Source organism: Candidatus Chloroploca asiatica (genome assembly GCF_002532075.1).
Lineage (GTDB): Bacteria > Chloroflexota > Chloroflexia > Chloroflexales > Chloroflexaceae > Chloroploca > Chloroploca asiatica.
The window spans coordinates 149,339-166,125 of record NZ_LYXE01000157.1; the positions used below are offsets into that span (position 1 = coordinate 149,339).

A 16,787-nucleotide genomic window follows, 5' to 3' on the forward strand; every position below is an offset into this window, starting at 1 on the left:
ATCTGCTGGCACGAGAGGCCAGCGGCGCTGGCCTCTCGTGCCAGCAAATGAACGGAAGGTACAACCAATGCCATTTTGTCCTCAATGCGGGGCACAGAACCCTGCTTCAGCACGTTTTTGCGACCAATGTGGTGCCCAGATGATTCCGTTGCCCGCCCAGACATTGCCACCGGCACCGTCGCCAGCCCCACCGCCAGCGCGCCCGGTGCCTCCGGTCGTACCGGCGAGCCCTGGAGTGCAAGGGGGCGTTGCGGTTGCCTCACCGGGGCCGAGTGTCTGTCCGCAGTGTGGCACATCGGTGATTCCGGGCGAGGCGTTCTGCGATAACTGTGGAGCGGCCCTGCTTGGCCCGATGCGCCCGAGTGCGCCTGCGGCAGTCCCAGTGCTCCCTTTTGGTGGCGTCCCAGCACAGCCAACCTACCCTCCACCCCAACCAGTCACCCCGGCTGCACAACCGCGTCCGGTGCCCCAGGCTCCACCACCGCCGCCACCACCGCCAGTGCGCCCGGCCCCACCGGTCGTTCCTGCTTCACCGCCGCCAGTGCGCCCGGCCCCGCCGCCGCCACGCGCCATGCTTGCCCCGGCGGTCTTGATCATGCGGGCAAACAACGCCCGGCTCTCGCTGCCCCCTGCGACTGAAGCACTTCTTGGGCGAGCCGACCCGGTCAGCAACTTCTTCCCCGATCTCGATCTGACCCCCTACGGTGCGGTCGAGCATGGTGTTGGTCGGCGTCATGCGCGCATCTTTGTGCATGGCGGCCAGATCTATCTCGAAGACCTCGACAGCACCAACGGCACCTTTCGCAACAACGCTCGGCTTACCCCTCGCCAGCCGGTGCCGCTCATCAACGGTGACGAATTGCGCCTGGGACGGCTCGTGATCACCATTCAGTTGTAGGGGAATGGGAAGAGTTCTTCTGACGCACGCTGGCAGCGTGCGTCAGAAGAACGCCGGGTTTTTAGGCCGGTAGCCCTGAAGTCACGGCCGATTCATTAAAATTCGCAGCAATTTGCGGGTTCCATTTCTGCATACGTGTGTTATACTGGGCACCAACAGATGCAAAAAGGGGTACATTTTGCGCTTTTGCATACAGCCAAGGAATGATTTTCCAATGCTTGTAGCATACCCATAGGCAGTCTGATTCGTGTTAGCTTGTTGTTGTATGCATGGCGTCTGATTTCAAAGTTGAGCAGATGTAGCCTGCAGTGGTTACTCCTTCTCTTCCACCTAAATTACCCTAATCGTCTGATTTCATAAGCTCCTGCACCTGCCAGTTATTGATTGGTAGTGTTCAGTGTTGTCTCTTTCCTCGCGTGTCTTTCCCTTGATTGTGGCAAAGTGCGTATGTTGCAATGCTGATCGCAGGACAGCAGGTCGGGCTTTGCTGTGGGCTTCATCTTGATCTTCACCATTGCTCGTACAAGCGCAGGTTCATAGACTATGACGGTGGTAACGAGAGAAGACACCTTAATTGTAAGGAGGAACACACGCTGATGAAGGAAGATACCACTCCGCGCATTCACCCGGGGATCGAACAGGCTCAAGCGCAGTTACAACAGGGCCGCATCAGTCGGCGTGATTTTTTGCGTGTAGCAACGCTGCTCGGCGCATCACTTCCGTTTGCGTCAGTGCTGGCTGCCTGTGGAGGCGGCACGACCACAACTGCTCCCCCTCCAGTTGAGCCTGTGGCTCCTGCGGAGCCGACCCCTGGCGCAATCAAGCGTGGCGGTGTACTACGGGTTGGCATTGCTGTGCAGGCGGTTGATCATCCGGCACGGTTCTCGTGGACTGAGAGCGCCAATGCGTTTCGTCATGTCTTTGAGTATCTGACTGAGACCGATGAGAATAATATTACGCACCCGTTGTTGCTGGAGAGTTGGGAAGCAAGCGATGATCTGACGGTCTGGACCCTCAAGTTGCGTCAGGGGATCAAGTGGACGAATGGTGATGAACTGGTCGCCGACCATGTTCGCTATAACTTTGGTGAGTGGCTCAACCCAGATGTTGGTTCATCGATCCTTGGTCTATGGGAAGGTTTCCTGACGATCGACGGGGTCGAGGTGATTGATGATTATACGATCCGCCTCAATCTGAACGCGCCGAAACTGGATGTGCCCGAAAACCTCTACCACTATCCAGCCGTGATCATGCACCCCAGTTTCAATGGTGACGTCAAGACTGGTACCAACCCGAGCACTGGTCCGTATACGCTCACCGAGTATGTTGTTGACGAGCGGGCCAAATTTACCCGTCGTGACGACTACTGGCAGTTAGGGGATGATGGTGACCCGTTGCCCTACCTGGACGCGGTGGAATTCATCGATCTTGGCACCGACCGCACCTCGTATGTGGCGGCAATGCAGACTGGGGCCATCCACACGATGTACGAGCCCAATGTCGAGAACTACCTCTCGTTGCGTGATGATCCCAATATTGTCGTCTACAGCATTGACACCTCGCAGGCCCGCGTGCTGCGTATGCGGGTTGATCAAGAGCCGTGGAATGACAATCGGGTACGCACTGCCCTCAAGATGTGTCAGGATCGCGAACAGATCCTCAGCGTCGCCTACAACAACGAGGGTCTGATTGGTCACGATGTTCACGTCTCACCGGTTCAGCCGGAATTTGCCCCGATGGACGACCCTGTCTATGATCCTGAAGGAGCCAAAGCACTGCTCACCGAGGCCGGCTTCCCCGATGGGCTCAGTTTCAATCTTTCGGTTGGCACGGGGTGGGCCGATGTGGTTGCGTATGCCGAGACGCTTCAGCAGGATGCGCAGCCTGGGGGCTTCAATATTACCCTCGACACGATGCCCAACAATGCCTACTGGGATATCTGGACCGAAACGACGGTTGGCATTACCCCGTGGACGCATCGCCCCCTGGCGGTGATGCTCTTGCCGCTGGCCTATATTGCCGATGAGGCGGGCAGTCCCGTGCCGTGGAATGAGACGCGCTGGGTTGATGAAGAGTTTTCGACGTTGCTGCGCCAAGCCCAGGGCACGCTCGATATCGAAGCCCGACGGGCGATCATGGCTGACCTGCAGCGTATCCAGAACGAGCGTGGCCCGGTAGCGATCGCGGTCTGGCAGCGTGTCTGGGAAGTCTTTAACCCGGCCTTCCAGGGCGTGGTCGCCCATCCCACCCTGCACAATCAGTGGTTGCGGGTCTGGTACGATCCCGACCTTGACCCAAGGGCATAAGCTCTGGAGCCGCCAACCCCAACCCTAACGCATACGGTGCCATAGGCACCGTATGCGTTAGAAGAGGATCTTTTATGCTCAAACTCCTCTTACGCCGCTTTCTCTTCTTGATCGTCACGCTCTTTGCCGTATCCGTGACCGTCTTTGCGATCTCAGAACTGGCACCAGGGGATATGGCAACGAATGTGTTGGGTAATACGATTACCCCGGATCAGCGGGCGTCGTTTAATGCCCAGAACGGGCTCGATCAACCGGCCCTGACCCGCTATCGGCGCTGGATGCTAGGCAGTGACCGTGAAGCGGCACGGCTAATTGGAGCCCCGGTCGATCGGTTTTACGATGCTGAAAATAACCAGACCGGCTGGTGGGTGGGTGGTTCCGAGGGGACGATTTATCGTCATCGCTCAGAGGATGGTGAAACGATTTTACAGCTTGAACGGGACACGTTGCCCGATGGCAAGCTTGGCCCATCACGCATTGTCACCCTCGGCGATGAGATCTGGGTGACGAATGACGAAGGCGAAGAGATCTTCTGGGGCGTCAATGAAGATGGCCGTGCGGCGATGTGGATCCGTGGCTTGAACCAGAGTGAGGAACGCTTAACCCGGGCCGGCTGGATTAGCACGGCTGGTGCCCCAAGCGCGTATATTCCGCTCCAGAAGGGGCTTTTACGGGGCGATCCCGGTATTTCGCTCATTACGCGTCAACCTGTGATTGATACGCTCGTGCCGCGCCTGCTCAATACACTCTTTCTTGCCGGCATTGCGTTTGTGATCATCATGCCCCTAGCGCTCTTCCTCGGGGTCATTGCTGGTCTGTACGAAGGCCGCCCCCTTGACCGTATCTTGTCGGTTGGTGGCCTGATTGCGACGGCAACCCCAGAATTTGCCAGCGGCGTTTTTCTCATCGTCATCTTTGCCGTCTGGCTTGGCTGGTTCCCTGGTGCCGTTGTTATTCCACCAGGAACCTCGATTTTCGAGCAACCCCAGATGCTGATTTTGCCCATTATGACCTTGATGCTGGTGGAACTGGGTTATGTGTTGCGCGTCACCCGGGCCAGTATGAGTGAAGTCTTGCGCACAAACTATATTCGTACCGCTGTGCTCAAGGGCTTGCCTTACTGGCAAGTCATCTGGCGCCACGCACTGCGCAATGCGTTGCTGGCCCCGATTACGGTGATTATGCTGCATATCAACTGGCTGATCGGGGGCATTGTGGTGGTCGAAACCCTCTTTGGTTTTCCCGGATTGGGTAGTTATGTGCTCGCCTCGGCCCTCAACAATGACGTCTTTGCCCTCCAGGCTGCAACGATGATCTTGGTCGTGATTGCGGTCGTCTCGCAACTACTGGCCGATCTGATTTATGTCTATTTGAATCCGCGTATTCGTTATACATGAGCGAACTTGCCTATGGCTACTGCAGAACAGACCGCTGGTGACCAGTTGCCCAGCCCTCCAGCGACGAGCACGTCGCGCTGGCAGCGCCTTGGGGCGCAACTCGGTCTCTTTCGCCGCTCACGCATTGCTCTGGTTGGCCTCTGTCTGGTTGGCTTCTGGGTAGTGGTTGCCCTGTTTGCCGATAATTGCCTCGTTACACCGGCATGTTATGCGGGTATTGTGCGTGGCGATGACATTACGACCTGGGCAACTTCGGACGAGTATCGCTCGTGGCTTTCGCGCTATTCACCGGTTGAGCAGTTTCGTGGACGTACCCGTGAAGGCCCTTCATGGGATCACTGGCTCGGCACCGATACCCGTGGGCGTGATATCTGGGCGCGTCTGGCCCACGGGTCACGGCTGATCCTAACCCTGGCCCCCATCTCGGTGATGGTCGCCTTGCTGGTTGGTGGCACGCTTGGCTTGCTCGCGGGCTATTATGGCGGCATGGTTGATGAGGTGACGATGCGCATTCTTGATGCGATCATCGCCTTTCCGCAGATCTTGCTCTACCTCGTCATTATTGCCTCATTTGGAGCGTCGGCAACCAATGTCTTGATCGCCATCACGATTGCCGGGGCACCAGGCATTGCCCGTCTGGTGCGTGGCCTCACCCTCGATATCAAGACCCGCGATTATGTGGCTGCCGCCCAGACCCAGGGCGAACGCTCATGGTACATCATGGTCTTTGAGATCCTGCCCAATGCCCGTGGCCCGATCATTATTGACTCGATGCTTCGCGTAGGCTATGCCGTCTTTTCAATTGGAACGCTCGGCTTTCTTGGCCTCGGCTTGCCCCCGCCTTCGCCCGATTGGGGCAGTATCGTCCAGGCTGGACGTTCTTCAATCCAGGCCGGACGCCCCTGGGAAGCACTCTGGGGTTCGCTGGCGATTGCGATGGTGGTCGTCGGGCTGAATCTGATTGCCGATGGCATGTCCGAGGAAACGCGGCGCTATCGCTAAGGGCTTGCGATCAATGTCCGTGTCGAAGAGAGAGGAATAGCTATGCGAAGGTCAGAAGACATCGCCAATCGCCCAGTCGTCAAAGTCGAAAACCTTGGCATCGCTTACGAGACAAGTGCCGGCGATGTGCTGGCGGTACGTGATGTCTCGTTCGAGATCTTTCGAGGCGAAGCACTTGGCATTGTGGGCGAATCGGGGTGCGGCAAGAGTACCGTAGCCTTTGGAATGGTCAATTATCTTGGGCGCAATGGCAAGATCGCCCATGGCTCGATCTCGTTCCAGGGGCAATCACTGGTTGGGCGTAGCCCCGAAGAATTGCGCCGCTTGCGGGGCGACCAGATTGCTATGGTCTACCAGGATCCAATGACATCGCTCAACCCGGTGCTGCGCATTGGCAAGCAAATGGCCGAGGTGTTGATGACGCACCGAGGGATGGCGAAGGAAGAGGCCCGCGAACGCTGTGTCACGATGCTGCGCAAAGTCAATATGCCCGATCCAGAACTGGTGTTGCAAAAGTATCCTCACCAGATTTCAGGTGGTCAGCAGCAACGCGTGGTGATCGCGATGGCGATGTTGAATAATCCAGCGCTGTTGGTGATGGACGAACCAACGACGGCCCTGGATGTCACCGTCGAGGCAACGGTACTCGATCTCGTTGATGATTTACGGCGCGAGTTTGATACGGCAATTATGTTTATTAGCCACAACCTCGGCGTGATTGCACGTGTCTGTGATCGGGTTGCCGTGATGTATGCCGGCGAAGTGGTTGAAATCGCATCAGTTCACGAACTCTTTGCCAACCCGCGCCATCCTTATACGCAGGGGCTCATTCGCTGTGTGCCGCGGCTTGGCCGCAGCAAGGCAAGCAGTGTCCTCTATCCAATTCCTGGCCGTGTGCCTTCACCCGATAACCAACCCGCCGGCTGCACCTTCGAGCCGCGCTGTGATTATGCCCACGAGTCGTGTCGCGCCAAGCGCATACCGTTACGCGAGTTTCAACCCAACCATCGTGTACGCTGCCTCTTCGCCGAAGAGATCGATGCCTCACAGTGGACCCCCAGTGAAGCGCTGATCCCCCTCGCGCAGGCTTCACCTGATAGCGAGCCGATCCTTGAAGTTGACTCACTCAAAACCTACTATCGCCAGGCCAGTTCGTCGGCGCTGAGCTTGATTGGTCTCGCCAAACCACGTTATCTCAAAGCAGTTGATGATGTCTCGTTTAGCCTGCCGAAAGGCATCACCCTCGGCGTTGTTGGCGAATCAGGCTGCGGCAAGAGCACGCTGATCAAGACAATCATTGGGCTTGAAGAGTTGTCGGGGGGCAAGATTGAGTTTATGGGGGTTGATCTGGGGGGCAAGGTCAATAAACGCGACATGGCAACGATCCGTGAGTTGCAGATGGTCTTTCAAAATCCGAATGCAACGATGAACCCCAGTTATCCCATTGGACGCCAGCTTGAACGCCCGTTGCGGCGCTTCAAGATTGTCCCCCCGAGTGAGATCCGGGCCGAGGTTGTGCGCCTGTTGCGAGCGGTCAAGCTTGACGAACACTACTATGATCGTTTGCCCAATCAGTTAAGTGGGGGCGAAAAGCAGCGGGTTGGCATTGCCCGTGCGTTTGCCGGACGGCCTGATCTTGTGCTCTGCGATGAGCCCGTGTCGGCGCTCGATGTCTCGGTGCAGGCCGCAGTGCTCAATTTGCTCGCCGAGATCCAGCAACAGCAGAACACGACGCTCTTGATGATTGCCCATGACTTGAGTGTGGTACGCTTCTTTTCCGATATGATTGCGGTGATGTACCTTGGACAGATCGTCGAGATTGGCCCTGCCGAGGCGATCTATGCGCCTCCGTACCACCCCTATACTGAATCACTGCTGGCGGCGGTGCCTATCCCAGATCCCACGGTTGAGCAGGCGCATGTGCGGCTTTCGGGGAATGTGCCGAGCCCGCTTGATCCGCCGTCGGGGTGCCGTTTTCACACACGTTGCCCCCGCCGCCACCTCTTGCCGGATGATGGTAAACTATGCACAACGACCGTGCCGCCATGGCAAGAGGCCGGTGATGGACATCGGATTTTCTGTCATATTCCGCTCGATCAACTGCGTGCCTTTGAACCTGCGGTCAAGATGTCCCAGGAATAGCGCCCCCGGCGCAGGAGGAGCCTTATGCTGGTTAAGGATTATATGCTCCAGCATCCGATTATGATTGAACCGCATAAACGTCTTGCCGATGCGCGTGCGTTGCTCGTCGAAAATGAGATCTATTATCTACCTGTGGTGGGCGATGGCAAGCGCTTTCTTGGAATGATCACGCCTCCACGTCTTGCGATACCCCCCGAGCGTATGGCAAGTCTGGATGTGTGGGAAATCTCGAATTATCTCGCCAATTTGACGGTCGAAAAGGTAATGCTGAAGGCCCGAGATTTGCCGACGATTGGCCCGCATGCTACGCTTGAAGAAGCATCGCAGCTCATGATCAAAACAAAAGTCGGTGGCCTGGCGGTGCTTGAAGGCCCGGTTGTGCTTGGCCTGATTACTGACAATCATCTGCTGGTCGAGTTGAGCAATCTCCTCGGTGCCTTCGAGCCGGGTTGGCGCGTCACCGTGCGGATCAAGGGCAAACGCGGTGATTTGCTCCGCCTCATTCGTGCTGTGACTGATCGGGACTGGACGATCATGGCTCTGGGCAATGTGCGTACCCCCAAGAAACCTGATGACTGGGATGTTGTGCTCAAGGTCGTGGGGTGTACCCGCGAAGAACTGGTGGACGCGATTGCGCAACTTGACGGCCAGGTGTTACGGGATATTCGCGAGACCGCAAGCTATGCGTATGTGAAGTCATGAAAACGAGTGTCGTTGGCTCTGCTCTTTTGCCCTTTGGTGTGGCGAAGGTGGCGCATCAAGCCCAGCCAGTGCCATGCCTGGTTGGGCTTTCGTTGCAACATCCGCCGGTGCATCTTATTGCGCAGCCCTGCAATGGGTTACTCGTCACCGGGGCGCGTGCTGATGCGGCGCTGCGGTACGCCGAGGCGTTCCTGCGTTTCTACGCACTCCCTGCGCAGGTTGAACTTCAGGTTGAACTGGCTGTTCCACTTGGGCAGGGGCTTGGCTCTGATGCCGCGCTGGCGTTGACGGTGGCGCAAACACTTGCCCAGTTTTATGCGTTGCCAGCTGACAATCTCCCGAGTCTCGCGGCTGCTGTGGGGCTCGATACAACTGATGCGCTTGCCATCTATGGTGCAATGCACGGTGGTTTGCTGGGTGTCGAGGTTGCGCTGGGTGATGAGCCCCGACCTTCTGGCCTGCCAGTCCTTGTGCGTCAGCAGCCTATTGCGCATCCCGAACGCCATGCATGGGTCTTTGTCCTCGTCTTGCCGCGTCTCGCCCCTGGTGCCGCGCTGCCCGACGAACGCGGTTTGCTTGCCCAGATCGCCCGTGTGTCTGCCTCCAGCGAAGATCCAGAAGAAACTGGCGAACAGCTCTTTGCCGCCGCCGCCGCCGATGATCTTGCAACCTTCGCACGCAGCCTGCAAAGCATCGAGAGCCAGACGCGACAAGTGCTTGAACAGAATCAGATAGTGCCGGCACTGACAACAGACGACAAAAACGTGTTAGACTTTATGCGCTCACACGGTACGATCGCGCAAGGCCGTTGTCTGACCGGCAACGCATGGTGGGGGCTCATCGGCGGAGCCTCAGCAAGCCAGGTTCTTCGGGCTCAGCTACGTCGCTACCCTGGCCTTGCAGGTGGTATGGTGATGGCTGCCATTGCGAGCAAGCGCTCGTAAGAGGTTAAGCTTTGCAATGTTCTCGCCAGTATAAGCACGGAGTCTAGGGCCAATACTTTTCAAATAAGCTCACGCGAAGGCGCAAAGGCGCGAAGACGCGAAGGGTTCGCTCGCGTACGCGAAAAACGTTGCGCCTTTGCGTCAAAACAATCGCCTTATTTGCAAGGTATTGGGTCTAGGGTGGCAGCCCTCAACTTCATACACACGAAGCCAGCAGAAAAAGGAAGTGGTATGCGTATTGCCATCGTTGGCGTTGGTGGTGTCGGCGGTTATTTTGGTGGACGCCTAGCGCAGGCTGGTCACGAGGTCCATTTTATTGCCCGCGGTGCCCATCTTGCGGCTATCCGCGAGCATGGCTTGCGGGTCGCGAGTTTTCTGGGTGATTTCACGATCCAGCCTGTGCATGCAACCGATAACCCGGCTGACGTGGGTCCCGTTGATTATGTGCTGGTCGGTGTCAAGAGTTGGCAACTCGCCGAGGCAGCGACCTCGATGCGGCCCTTGCTTGGCCCCACAACGGCGGTGGTGCCATTGCTCAACGGCATTGAGGCGAGCGATACCCTTGCCGAAATCCTTGGCCCCGACCATGCGATGGATGGGCTCTGTCGGATCCTGGCGTCAATCGGGGGTCCTGGCCTGATCAAGCATAGCGGCATTGAGCCGTCACTCGCTTTTGGTGAGCGTGATAACCGGTGTACCCCCCGCGCTGAAGCGCTCGCGGCGGCCTTTAAAGCCGCCGGGATCCGCGCCTCGGTTCCGCCTGATATTCAGGTGGCAACCTGGGAAAAATTTATGTTAATCTGTACATGGAGTGGCCTGGGGGCGATTACGCGCGCACCGATTGGTGTATGGCGTGCCGCGCCCGGTACCCGCGCGATTGCCGAAGCCGTCTTGACCGAAGTTGTTGCTGTAGGCCAGGCCCGTGGGGTTGCCCTAAATATGGAGCGAGTTGCCACCGTCATGAACTTTATTGACGAAATGCCCGCTGCTGGTACCTCCTCAATGCAGCGCGATATGATGGAAGGCCGCCCCTCGGAACTCGAAGCTCAGAATGGTGCCATTGTTCATCTCGGCGCAGCCGCAGGGGTTCCTACGCCGACGAACAACTTCATCTACCACTGCCTGCTCCCTCAGGAACTGGCAGCGCGGCGTGCGTTGTGATGCGGAAAAAGAGGGCCTGTTGCGCCAGGAAACAGGTTACTGCTCGTGAAAGCTGCCAGCTTTGCTGGCAGCTTTCACGAGCAGTAACCTAGGAACCACAAAAACATATGATCTTTGACACGCAAACACTGATCGCGATGTTCGGGTTGATCGGCGCGGTGATCATCGGTGGCGCACTGATGGCCGGGCCTGCCGAGCGTACCGGTTTGCCGGGGCTAGCGGTGTTTCTGCTGCTGGGCCTTGTGCTCGGGCCGTTTGGCCTCGGCCTGGTCAATATGACCCTCGATGATCCCTTTTTGCGCGTTGTCTCAACGCTCAGCCTGGTGCTGGTGCTCTTTACCGATGCGATGACGCTCGATCTCGGTGAGGTGCGGCGCAATAAGACGCTCGCTGCATTGATTCTTGGCCCCGGGACGCTACTGGCTGCGTTTGGCCTTGCCGGCGCAGCCTGGTGGCTGCTCGATCTCCCGCTCGTTGCCGCGATCATTCTCGGTGCTGCGGTGGCTTCGACCGATCCGGTGGTCTTGCGTGGCATGCTTCAGGGCAGCGGCATGCCACCCAGGATGCACCTTGCGCTGCGCCTCGAGAGCGGCATGAATGATGTGCTGCTCTTGCCGATTGTGATGATCGCACTAGCGTTTGGGATCGCCGGAGGAACGCCGTCTGCGGGGACGCTCGTGAGTCTGCTGGTCAGCCTCTTTTTGCTTGGGCCGCTCGCCGGAATCTTTGTTGGCGTGGCGTCAGTGCGTTTGCTTGTTTTGGTGCGGGATCGCTTTGGGGTGCGCCGCGAGTATGAGTCGCTCTATGTGATCGGCGTGGCGCTGGCTGCCTTTGCTGCCGCTGAAGCCCTCGGTGGCAGTGGCTTTCTCGCGGCCTTCGCCGCTGGCCTTGTGGTCTCGTCGCTTGACGTTGAACTCTGCGATTGCTTTCTTGAGTATGGGCAGGTTACTGCCGAGATGGCGCTGCTTTTCACCTATGTCTTGCTCGGTACATCGCCGATCTGGAGTGGTCTCGGGGTGATCGGGCCGGCGGCGCTGCTCTTTGTGGCGATCGTACTGCTGGTGCGTCTGCCGATCTTTGCCGTGGCCCTCGGCTCGGTCGGGTTGACGGTCCGCGAGCGTCTGACCCTGGGATGGTACGGGCCGCGTGGCCTCGGAGCGCTGCTGTTGGCGCTACTCGCTGTTTTTGGCGACCTCCCCGATGGCGAACGAGTGGTCGCCCTAGCGAGCCTGGTTGTCCTTGTGTCAGTGGCGCTGCAGGGCGGTTGGCCGCTGCTTCGGCGTCGGCGACGCACCCCGTCAGGTGCGCCAGCACCGGTGCTTGCTTCCCCTCAGCGCCCAACCGAGGGTGAGCTAATCCCGCTGATGCCCGCTTCGGGCCAGATCGAAGCGATCCCGCTGATGCCTGCGCCAGGTTTGCCGGAACGGATGAACCTTGAGCAGTTGCGCCTGCATCAGTCGCGTGGTGAGCAAGTGGTGCTGATTGATGTGCGTACCGAGCGCAGCTATCGTGCAACCGAGACAATGGCCGATGGGTCGTTGCGCGTACCACCCGACCGTGCCGTAGCGACCCTCAAAGCGCACGGCGTGCCCAGTGAGGCGTGGGTGGTGGCGTATTGCACCTGAGGAAGCGAAGAGACAAGCGCCCGGGTGGCGCGAGAATTGCATAAAGCAGGCTGGCCCCGTGCCCGTGCCCTCGTTGGTGGTTGGCAAGCATGGGTTGATGCCGATTTGCCCTTGATGCCGCGCATTGAAGAGTAAGCCTTACCAACGCAAAATATAGTCTCGTTGCTGCTGTGTTTCGGGGCTGTGGGGGTGGTAGATGCGTTTGGCGACCCCTTGCCAGTGACGGGCAAGCGTTGCCAACGCATCTTCACCGCGCATCCCGCGACGTACCAGCCAGCAACCAACCACGGTGCCTGTTCGCCCAATGCCCCCCCAACAGTGCAGATAGACCGTCTGCCCGGCGGCGATTTCGCCATCAAGGTAGTCCAGGATCGCCTCCATCGCGTCCCGCGAACGCGGAATGCTGCCGTCATCAATCGACATCCGCCGGTAGCGCACGGTCATCTGGCGGAACTGAGCCTCGGTGGCGAGCAGCGCCTCGTATGGCACAAGCGCGCCGACCTCGGTGAGATCAAGGAACGAGGTGATGCCGGCATCGAGGTGCAGCGCAAGACGTCGTTGCGCCAGATCCGGCACCGCCGCGCCTGGATACTCGCCCGCAATCAACTGGGGCGCAACCAGGTAACAATTGTCGTGGGGAAGAACTTTCATCATAAGGCAGTATACCGTGCTTTTGATGCAGTGGTATACTGAAATAGATGCGGCATGTGCCCCCTAGAGCCGTTCATCTAAGGAGATCTACACGACAATGGAAAAACCATGGCTGGCCGCATATGAGCAGGGTGTTGCGCCAAACCTCACCTATCCTCAACAAACCCTGAGTGATCTGCTTCGCGAGACGGCGAGACGTTATCCTGAGCATACTGCGACTAATTTCGTCCTCAAATATATCCTTGGAGGGCGTTTTACGGTTGGCGGGAAGCTCAACTACAAGCAACTTGATACGCTTGTGGATCGTATGGCGACAGCCATGTATCAACTGGGTGTGCGCAAGGGCGAGCGGGTTGGGCTTATGTTGCCCAATTCACCGCACTACCTGATCACCTTTTTTGCCGCGATGCGGATCGGGGCGGTGGTGGTCAATATCAATCCAGTCTATACCAGCCGTGAGTTGCAACAGCAACTCGCTGATGCAGGCGCCGAAACGATTGTCTTGCTCAACCTCTTCTGGCCGCGCCTGCGCGAAATTCGTCCTGAAACGTCAGTCAAGCGCGTGATCATTGCGCATGTCTTTGATACCCTCAAGTTCCCTTCGAGCTTGCTGGTCAAGCGGAGTCAACAGCGTTCGGCAGAATGGGTCGAAGTGCGTCCTGAACAGGACATCTTTTTTTTCAGCGACTTGCTTCGCTATCCACCGACACCGCCCAAGGTGGACATTGATCCTGATGAAGTTGCGCTGTTCCAGTATACCGGCGGTACTACGGGTCTTCCCAAAGCCGCGATGCTTTCGCATAAGAATCTGATCGCCAATGTGACTCAGGTTGATGCGTGGGTGGTTGATGGGCAGCCGGGGCGCGAGAAGTTGCTTGCGGCGATTCCGTTCTTTCATGTCTATGGCATGACGACGGCGATGCTATATGGCATACGCCTGGGTGCTGAAATAGTGACGGTGCCGAATCCACGACCAATTGAGAATGTGATGCGGATTATTGCCGCCGAGCGCTGCACAATCTTTCCGGGTGTGCCGGCCATGTATATTGGCATCATTAACCATAAAGATGTTGCATCGTATGATTTGCGCTCGGTGCGGGTCTGTGTCAGTGGCTCGGCACCGCTGCCTGTGCAGGTGCAAGAACATTTCGAGGCACTGACCGGAGGCCGCCTGGTGGAGGGCTATGGTCTTTCTGAAGCTTCCCCGTTGACCCACGGCAATCCTGTCCATGGCCGACGCAAGGTGGGCAGCATTGGGGTGCCTTTTCCCGATACTGATGCCCGGTTGGTTGAGCTTGAAACTGGTGCCAATTTGCCGTTTGATGACCAGGCCCAGGGCGAGTTGTGTGTGCGTGGCCCGCAAGTCATGCGGGGCTATTGGCAACGCCCAGAAGAGACCGCTGAGGCAATCGATGCTGAGGGGTGGCTCCATACCGGTGATATTTGCAAAGCTGACCCCGAAGGCTATTTCTATGTTGTTGATCGCAAGAAAGATATGATCATTGCCTCGGGTTTTAAGGTGCTGCCCCGTGATGTCGAAGAGGTGCTCTATATGCACCCGAGTGTGATGGAGGCGGTGGTTGCTGGGATTCCGCATCCTGCGCGCGGCGATGATACGGTCAAGGCGTTCATTGTAGCCAAGCCCGATACCAATCCTACGGCTGAGGAGATTCGTGCGTTTTGTGCATTGCACCTTGCTCATTACAAGATACCTCGTGAGATCGAGTTCCGCGATGATTTGCCGAGGACGATTGTGGGCAAAGTGCTCCGACGGTTGCTGATCGAAGAAGAACAAACCAAGCAGCAACCCGTTACACTTGATATAGGTTCGTCTGGTAACCCTTGATAAGGAGGTGCGGAGGGGCCTGGCTCCTCTGTGGAAATGATATGCTGCGTACTTTATTGCGTTTTTCACGACCGCATACGATTATTGCCACGAGTGTACAGGTCTTCACGATTTTCCTGATTGTGGTTGGGAGTTTGCAGGCGCTGCCAGCGGCGCTGGGGCCGGTTGGCCTGGCGTTGATCACATGTCTTGCCCTGAATCTCTATGTCGTTGGGCTCAATCAGTTGACCGATGTGAGCATTGATCGCATCAATAAGCCTCATTTGCCCCTGGCTGCGGGCGACTTTTCCCCTCAAGAGGGGCGACGCATTACGTTTGCCGCCGGAGCGCTCGGGTTGGTGCTGGCGCTGATTGCTGGCCCCTATCTCTTTGTGACGGTTGCGCTAATCATGGCGATCGGGACGATCTATTCGGTGCCGCCGTTGCGCCTCAAGCGCTTTCCTATTCCTGCGGCACTGAGCATTGCACTGGCCCGTGGTTTGATCGCTAACCTCGGTCTTGCGCTGCACTACAATCAAGTTTTTGGTGGCCAAATCCCGGTGGTGACGCTGAGTCTGCTCGGGCTCTTCTTTTTTGGCTTTGCCCTTGTCATTGCGATCTACAAAGATCTGCCCGACCGCGAAGGCGACCAGTTGCACCAGATCGAGACCTTTACGACCCGCCTCGGGCCACGCCAGGTACTCAATAGCGGGCGGGTGATTTTGACGGTCTGTTATGCGATCCCGATGCTGCTTGCCCTCGTCTGGATGCCTGGTGCCGCCCCCTTCTTTTTGCTCTTGAGCCACATCGTTTTGAGTGCGATCTTCTGGTGGGGTAGTCTGCGCGTAGATCTGGGCGACAATCAAAGTATCACGCGTTTCTATATGCTTATCTGGGCAATTTTTTATGCTGAGTTTATTGTGTTAAGTATTTATGAATTAATTCGGGTGAATTCATAATGATGCCACGCACCCTCTGGAAGCAAACGGCGAGTCTCATTGCCCTGGGCCGCCCATTGCATCTGCTTGGCGGTGCGCTCTTTTATAGTCTGGGGGCGGTGACGGCGATCTATGCCGGGGCTACACTCAGCTGGGTTACAGCGCTCGGGGGTCTGTTGGCGATGCTTGCGGCCCAGTTGATGGCCCACTACAGCAATGATTTCTTTGACTTTGATGCCGATCAGGCGAATCCCAACCCGACCCAGTGGTCCGGGGGGAGCCGCGTCTTGCCGGCGGGGCACCTTCCCCCGCAGGTTGCCCTGATTGCGTCGCTCGTCTTCGCAGTGCTCGGTCTGCTCTTGATTCTCTGGTTTGCCCCACAAACGCCTGCGCCTCTGCTGACGGTTGTTGTTTTTCTTGTCGCGGCCTTTTTTGCATGGAGCTACAGCAGCCCGCCACTCTGGTTGAATCGACGTCGTCTCGGCGAGCTCTTTGGTGCCGTGACCGTGCCTGGTTCTACGTTGCTCCTTGGTTTTGTGGTGCAACGCGGCAGCCTCGAACTACTGCCTCTGCTCGTGGCGATTCCGCTCTGCCTGATGCAATTTGGGCAACTGGTGACGGTCAATGTGCCCGATGCCGAAGGCGACCGGTTGGTAGGCAAACATACGCTGATCGTCTGGCTTGGCCCAGATCGTATGCGTGGCCCCTATCTGGCGATGCTCGCCCTCGCCTACTTGAGTTTGCCCTTGCTGGTTGTCGCTGGCTTGCCATGGCCCGTTGCGCTTGCAGTGCTTATCACGGCACCGATCGCGCTCTGGCTCGGCTTTCAGGTGATCCGTGGGGCGTGGTACAAACCGGCCACCTGGAATGCCCTCGGCTTCTGGAGTATCGGGCTGATTGTTGGCACCGCCTTGTGTGAGTTCGGGGCGTTTCTGTTGATGCTATAGGCTCCCGCCTAGGGCGATTGCATCTTGCGTGTATGCACCCCGCCAGGGCACCCGCAAGGGGTGCCCGTACACCGGATCCGGCCCCCAGCCTGGAGGGGCACCCCTTGCGGGTGCCCTGATAGAGCGTCTTTTTGTATCCGGTTTCGTATGATGCAATCGCCCTACTCCCCGCCCAGGGCTGATGCAAAGTCAGCGACGGAACAGGAGGCGGTCGATGGCGGCTGCCAGCGACCGCTGCAACGCGGCCAG

General features: G+C 57.8%; 13 protein-coding genes. 12 read left to right on the top strand and 1 reads right to left on the bottom strand.

From position 1 onward, the window contains the following. The first annotated feature begins 67 nt into the window (after positions 1–67). From A9Q02_RS19290 to A9Q02_RS19330, 9 genes are all read left to right on the top strand, one after another. Complete coding sequence (locus tag A9Q02_RS19290; RefSeq protein ID WP_097654705.1) at positions 68–898, top strand: double zinc ribbon and FHA domain-containing protein; 831 nt, start codon at positions 68–70, stop codon at positions 896–898. Positions 899–1,494: 596 nt separating this feature from the next. After that, entirely contained in the window at positions 1,495–3,204 is a 1,710-nt protein-coding gene (locus A9Q02_RS19295) for an ABC transporter substrate-binding protein (RefSeq protein WP_172451161.1), read from the top strand. A 74-nt stretch (positions 3,205–3,278) separates the two neighbouring features. After that, the gene (locus tag A9Q02_RS19300) at positions 3,279–4,601 is read left to right on the top strand and encodes an ABC transporter permease (RefSeq protein ID WP_097654707.1); all 1,323 of its coding nucleotides are present in this window, start codon (positions 3,279–3,281) and stop codon (positions 4,599–4,601) included. Positions 4,602–4,613: 12 nt separating this feature from the next. Further along, complete coding sequence (locus tag A9Q02_RS19305) at positions 4,614–5,603, top strand: ABC transporter permease (RefSeq protein ID WP_097654708.1); 990 nt, start codon at positions 4,614–4,616, stop codon at positions 5,601–5,603. A 42-nt stretch (positions 5,604–5,645) separates the two neighbouring features. Next, positions 5,646–7,745, top strand: coding sequence for a dipeptide ABC transporter ATP-binding protein (locus A9Q02_RS19310; protein ID WP_097654709.1), 2,100 nt, complete (start codon positions 5,646–5,648; stop codon positions 7,743–7,745). Between the two features lie 24 nt (positions 7,746–7,769). Next, on the top strand, positions 7,770–8,447 hold the full coding sequence (locus A9Q02_RS19315) for a CBS domain-containing protein (RefSeq protein ID WP_097654710.1): 678 nt from the start codon (positions 7,770–7,772) through the stop codon (positions 8,445–8,447). Continuing rightward, the gene (locus A9Q02_RS19320; protein WP_097654711.1) at positions 8,444–9,391 is read left to right on the top strand and encodes a GHMP family kinase ATP-binding protein; all 948 of its coding nucleotides are present in this window, start codon (positions 8,444–8,446) and stop codon (positions 9,389–9,391) included. Before A9Q02_RS19315 ends, A9Q02_RS19320 begins: the two co-directional genes overlap by 4 nt. 231 nt (positions 9,392–9,622) lie before the next feature. After that, on the top strand, positions 9,623–10,552 hold the full coding sequence (locus A9Q02_RS19325) for a 2-dehydropantoate 2-reductase (RefSeq protein ID WP_097654712.1): 930 nt from the start codon (positions 9,623–9,625) through the stop codon (positions 10,550–10,552). Between the two features lie 107 nt (positions 10,553–10,659). Beyond that, the gene (locus tag A9Q02_RS19330; RefSeq protein WP_097654713.1) at positions 10,660–12,177 is read left to right on the top strand and encodes a cation:proton antiporter domain-containing protein; all 1,518 of its coding nucleotides are present in this window, start codon (positions 10,660–10,662) and stop codon (positions 12,175–12,177) included. 138 nt (positions 12,178–12,315) lie between these two features. Here the strand turns inward: A9Q02_RS19330 and A9Q02_RS19335 are convergent, their stop codons facing one another. Continuing rightward, complete coding sequence (locus tag A9Q02_RS19335; protein ID WP_245860739.1) at positions 12,316–12,831, bottom strand: protein-tyrosine phosphatase family protein; 516 nt, start codon at positions 12,829–12,831, stop codon at positions 12,316–12,318. A 94-nt stretch (positions 12,832–12,925) separates the two neighbouring features. Between A9Q02_RS19335 and A9Q02_RS19340 the strand changes: the two genes are divergently transcribed. The 3 genes from A9Q02_RS19340 to A9Q02_RS19350 are packed head-to-tail and all read left to right on the top strand — an operon-like array spanning position 12,926 to position 16,538. Continuing rightward, the gene (locus A9Q02_RS19340; protein WP_097654714.1) at positions 12,926–14,674 is read left to right on the top strand and encodes a long-chain-fatty-acid--CoA ligase; all 1,749 of its coding nucleotides are present in this window, start codon (positions 12,926–12,928) and stop codon (positions 14,672–14,674) included. Between the two features lie 41 nt (positions 14,675–14,715). Then, positions 14,716–15,612, top strand: a complete 897-nt coding sequence (locus tag A9Q02_RS19345) for a homogentisate phytyltransferase (RefSeq protein ID WP_097654715.1) — start codon at positions 14,716–14,718, stop codon at positions 15,610–15,612. Further along, positions 15,612–16,538: a prenyltransferase gene (locus tag A9Q02_RS19350; protein WP_245860742.1), complete on the top strand. Its 927-nt coding sequence runs from the start codon at positions 15,612–15,614 to the stop codon at positions 16,536–16,538. The genes A9Q02_RS19345 and A9Q02_RS19350 overlap by 1 nt, the downstream gene beginning before the upstream one ends. Positions 16,539–16,787: the final 249 nt, after the last annotated feature.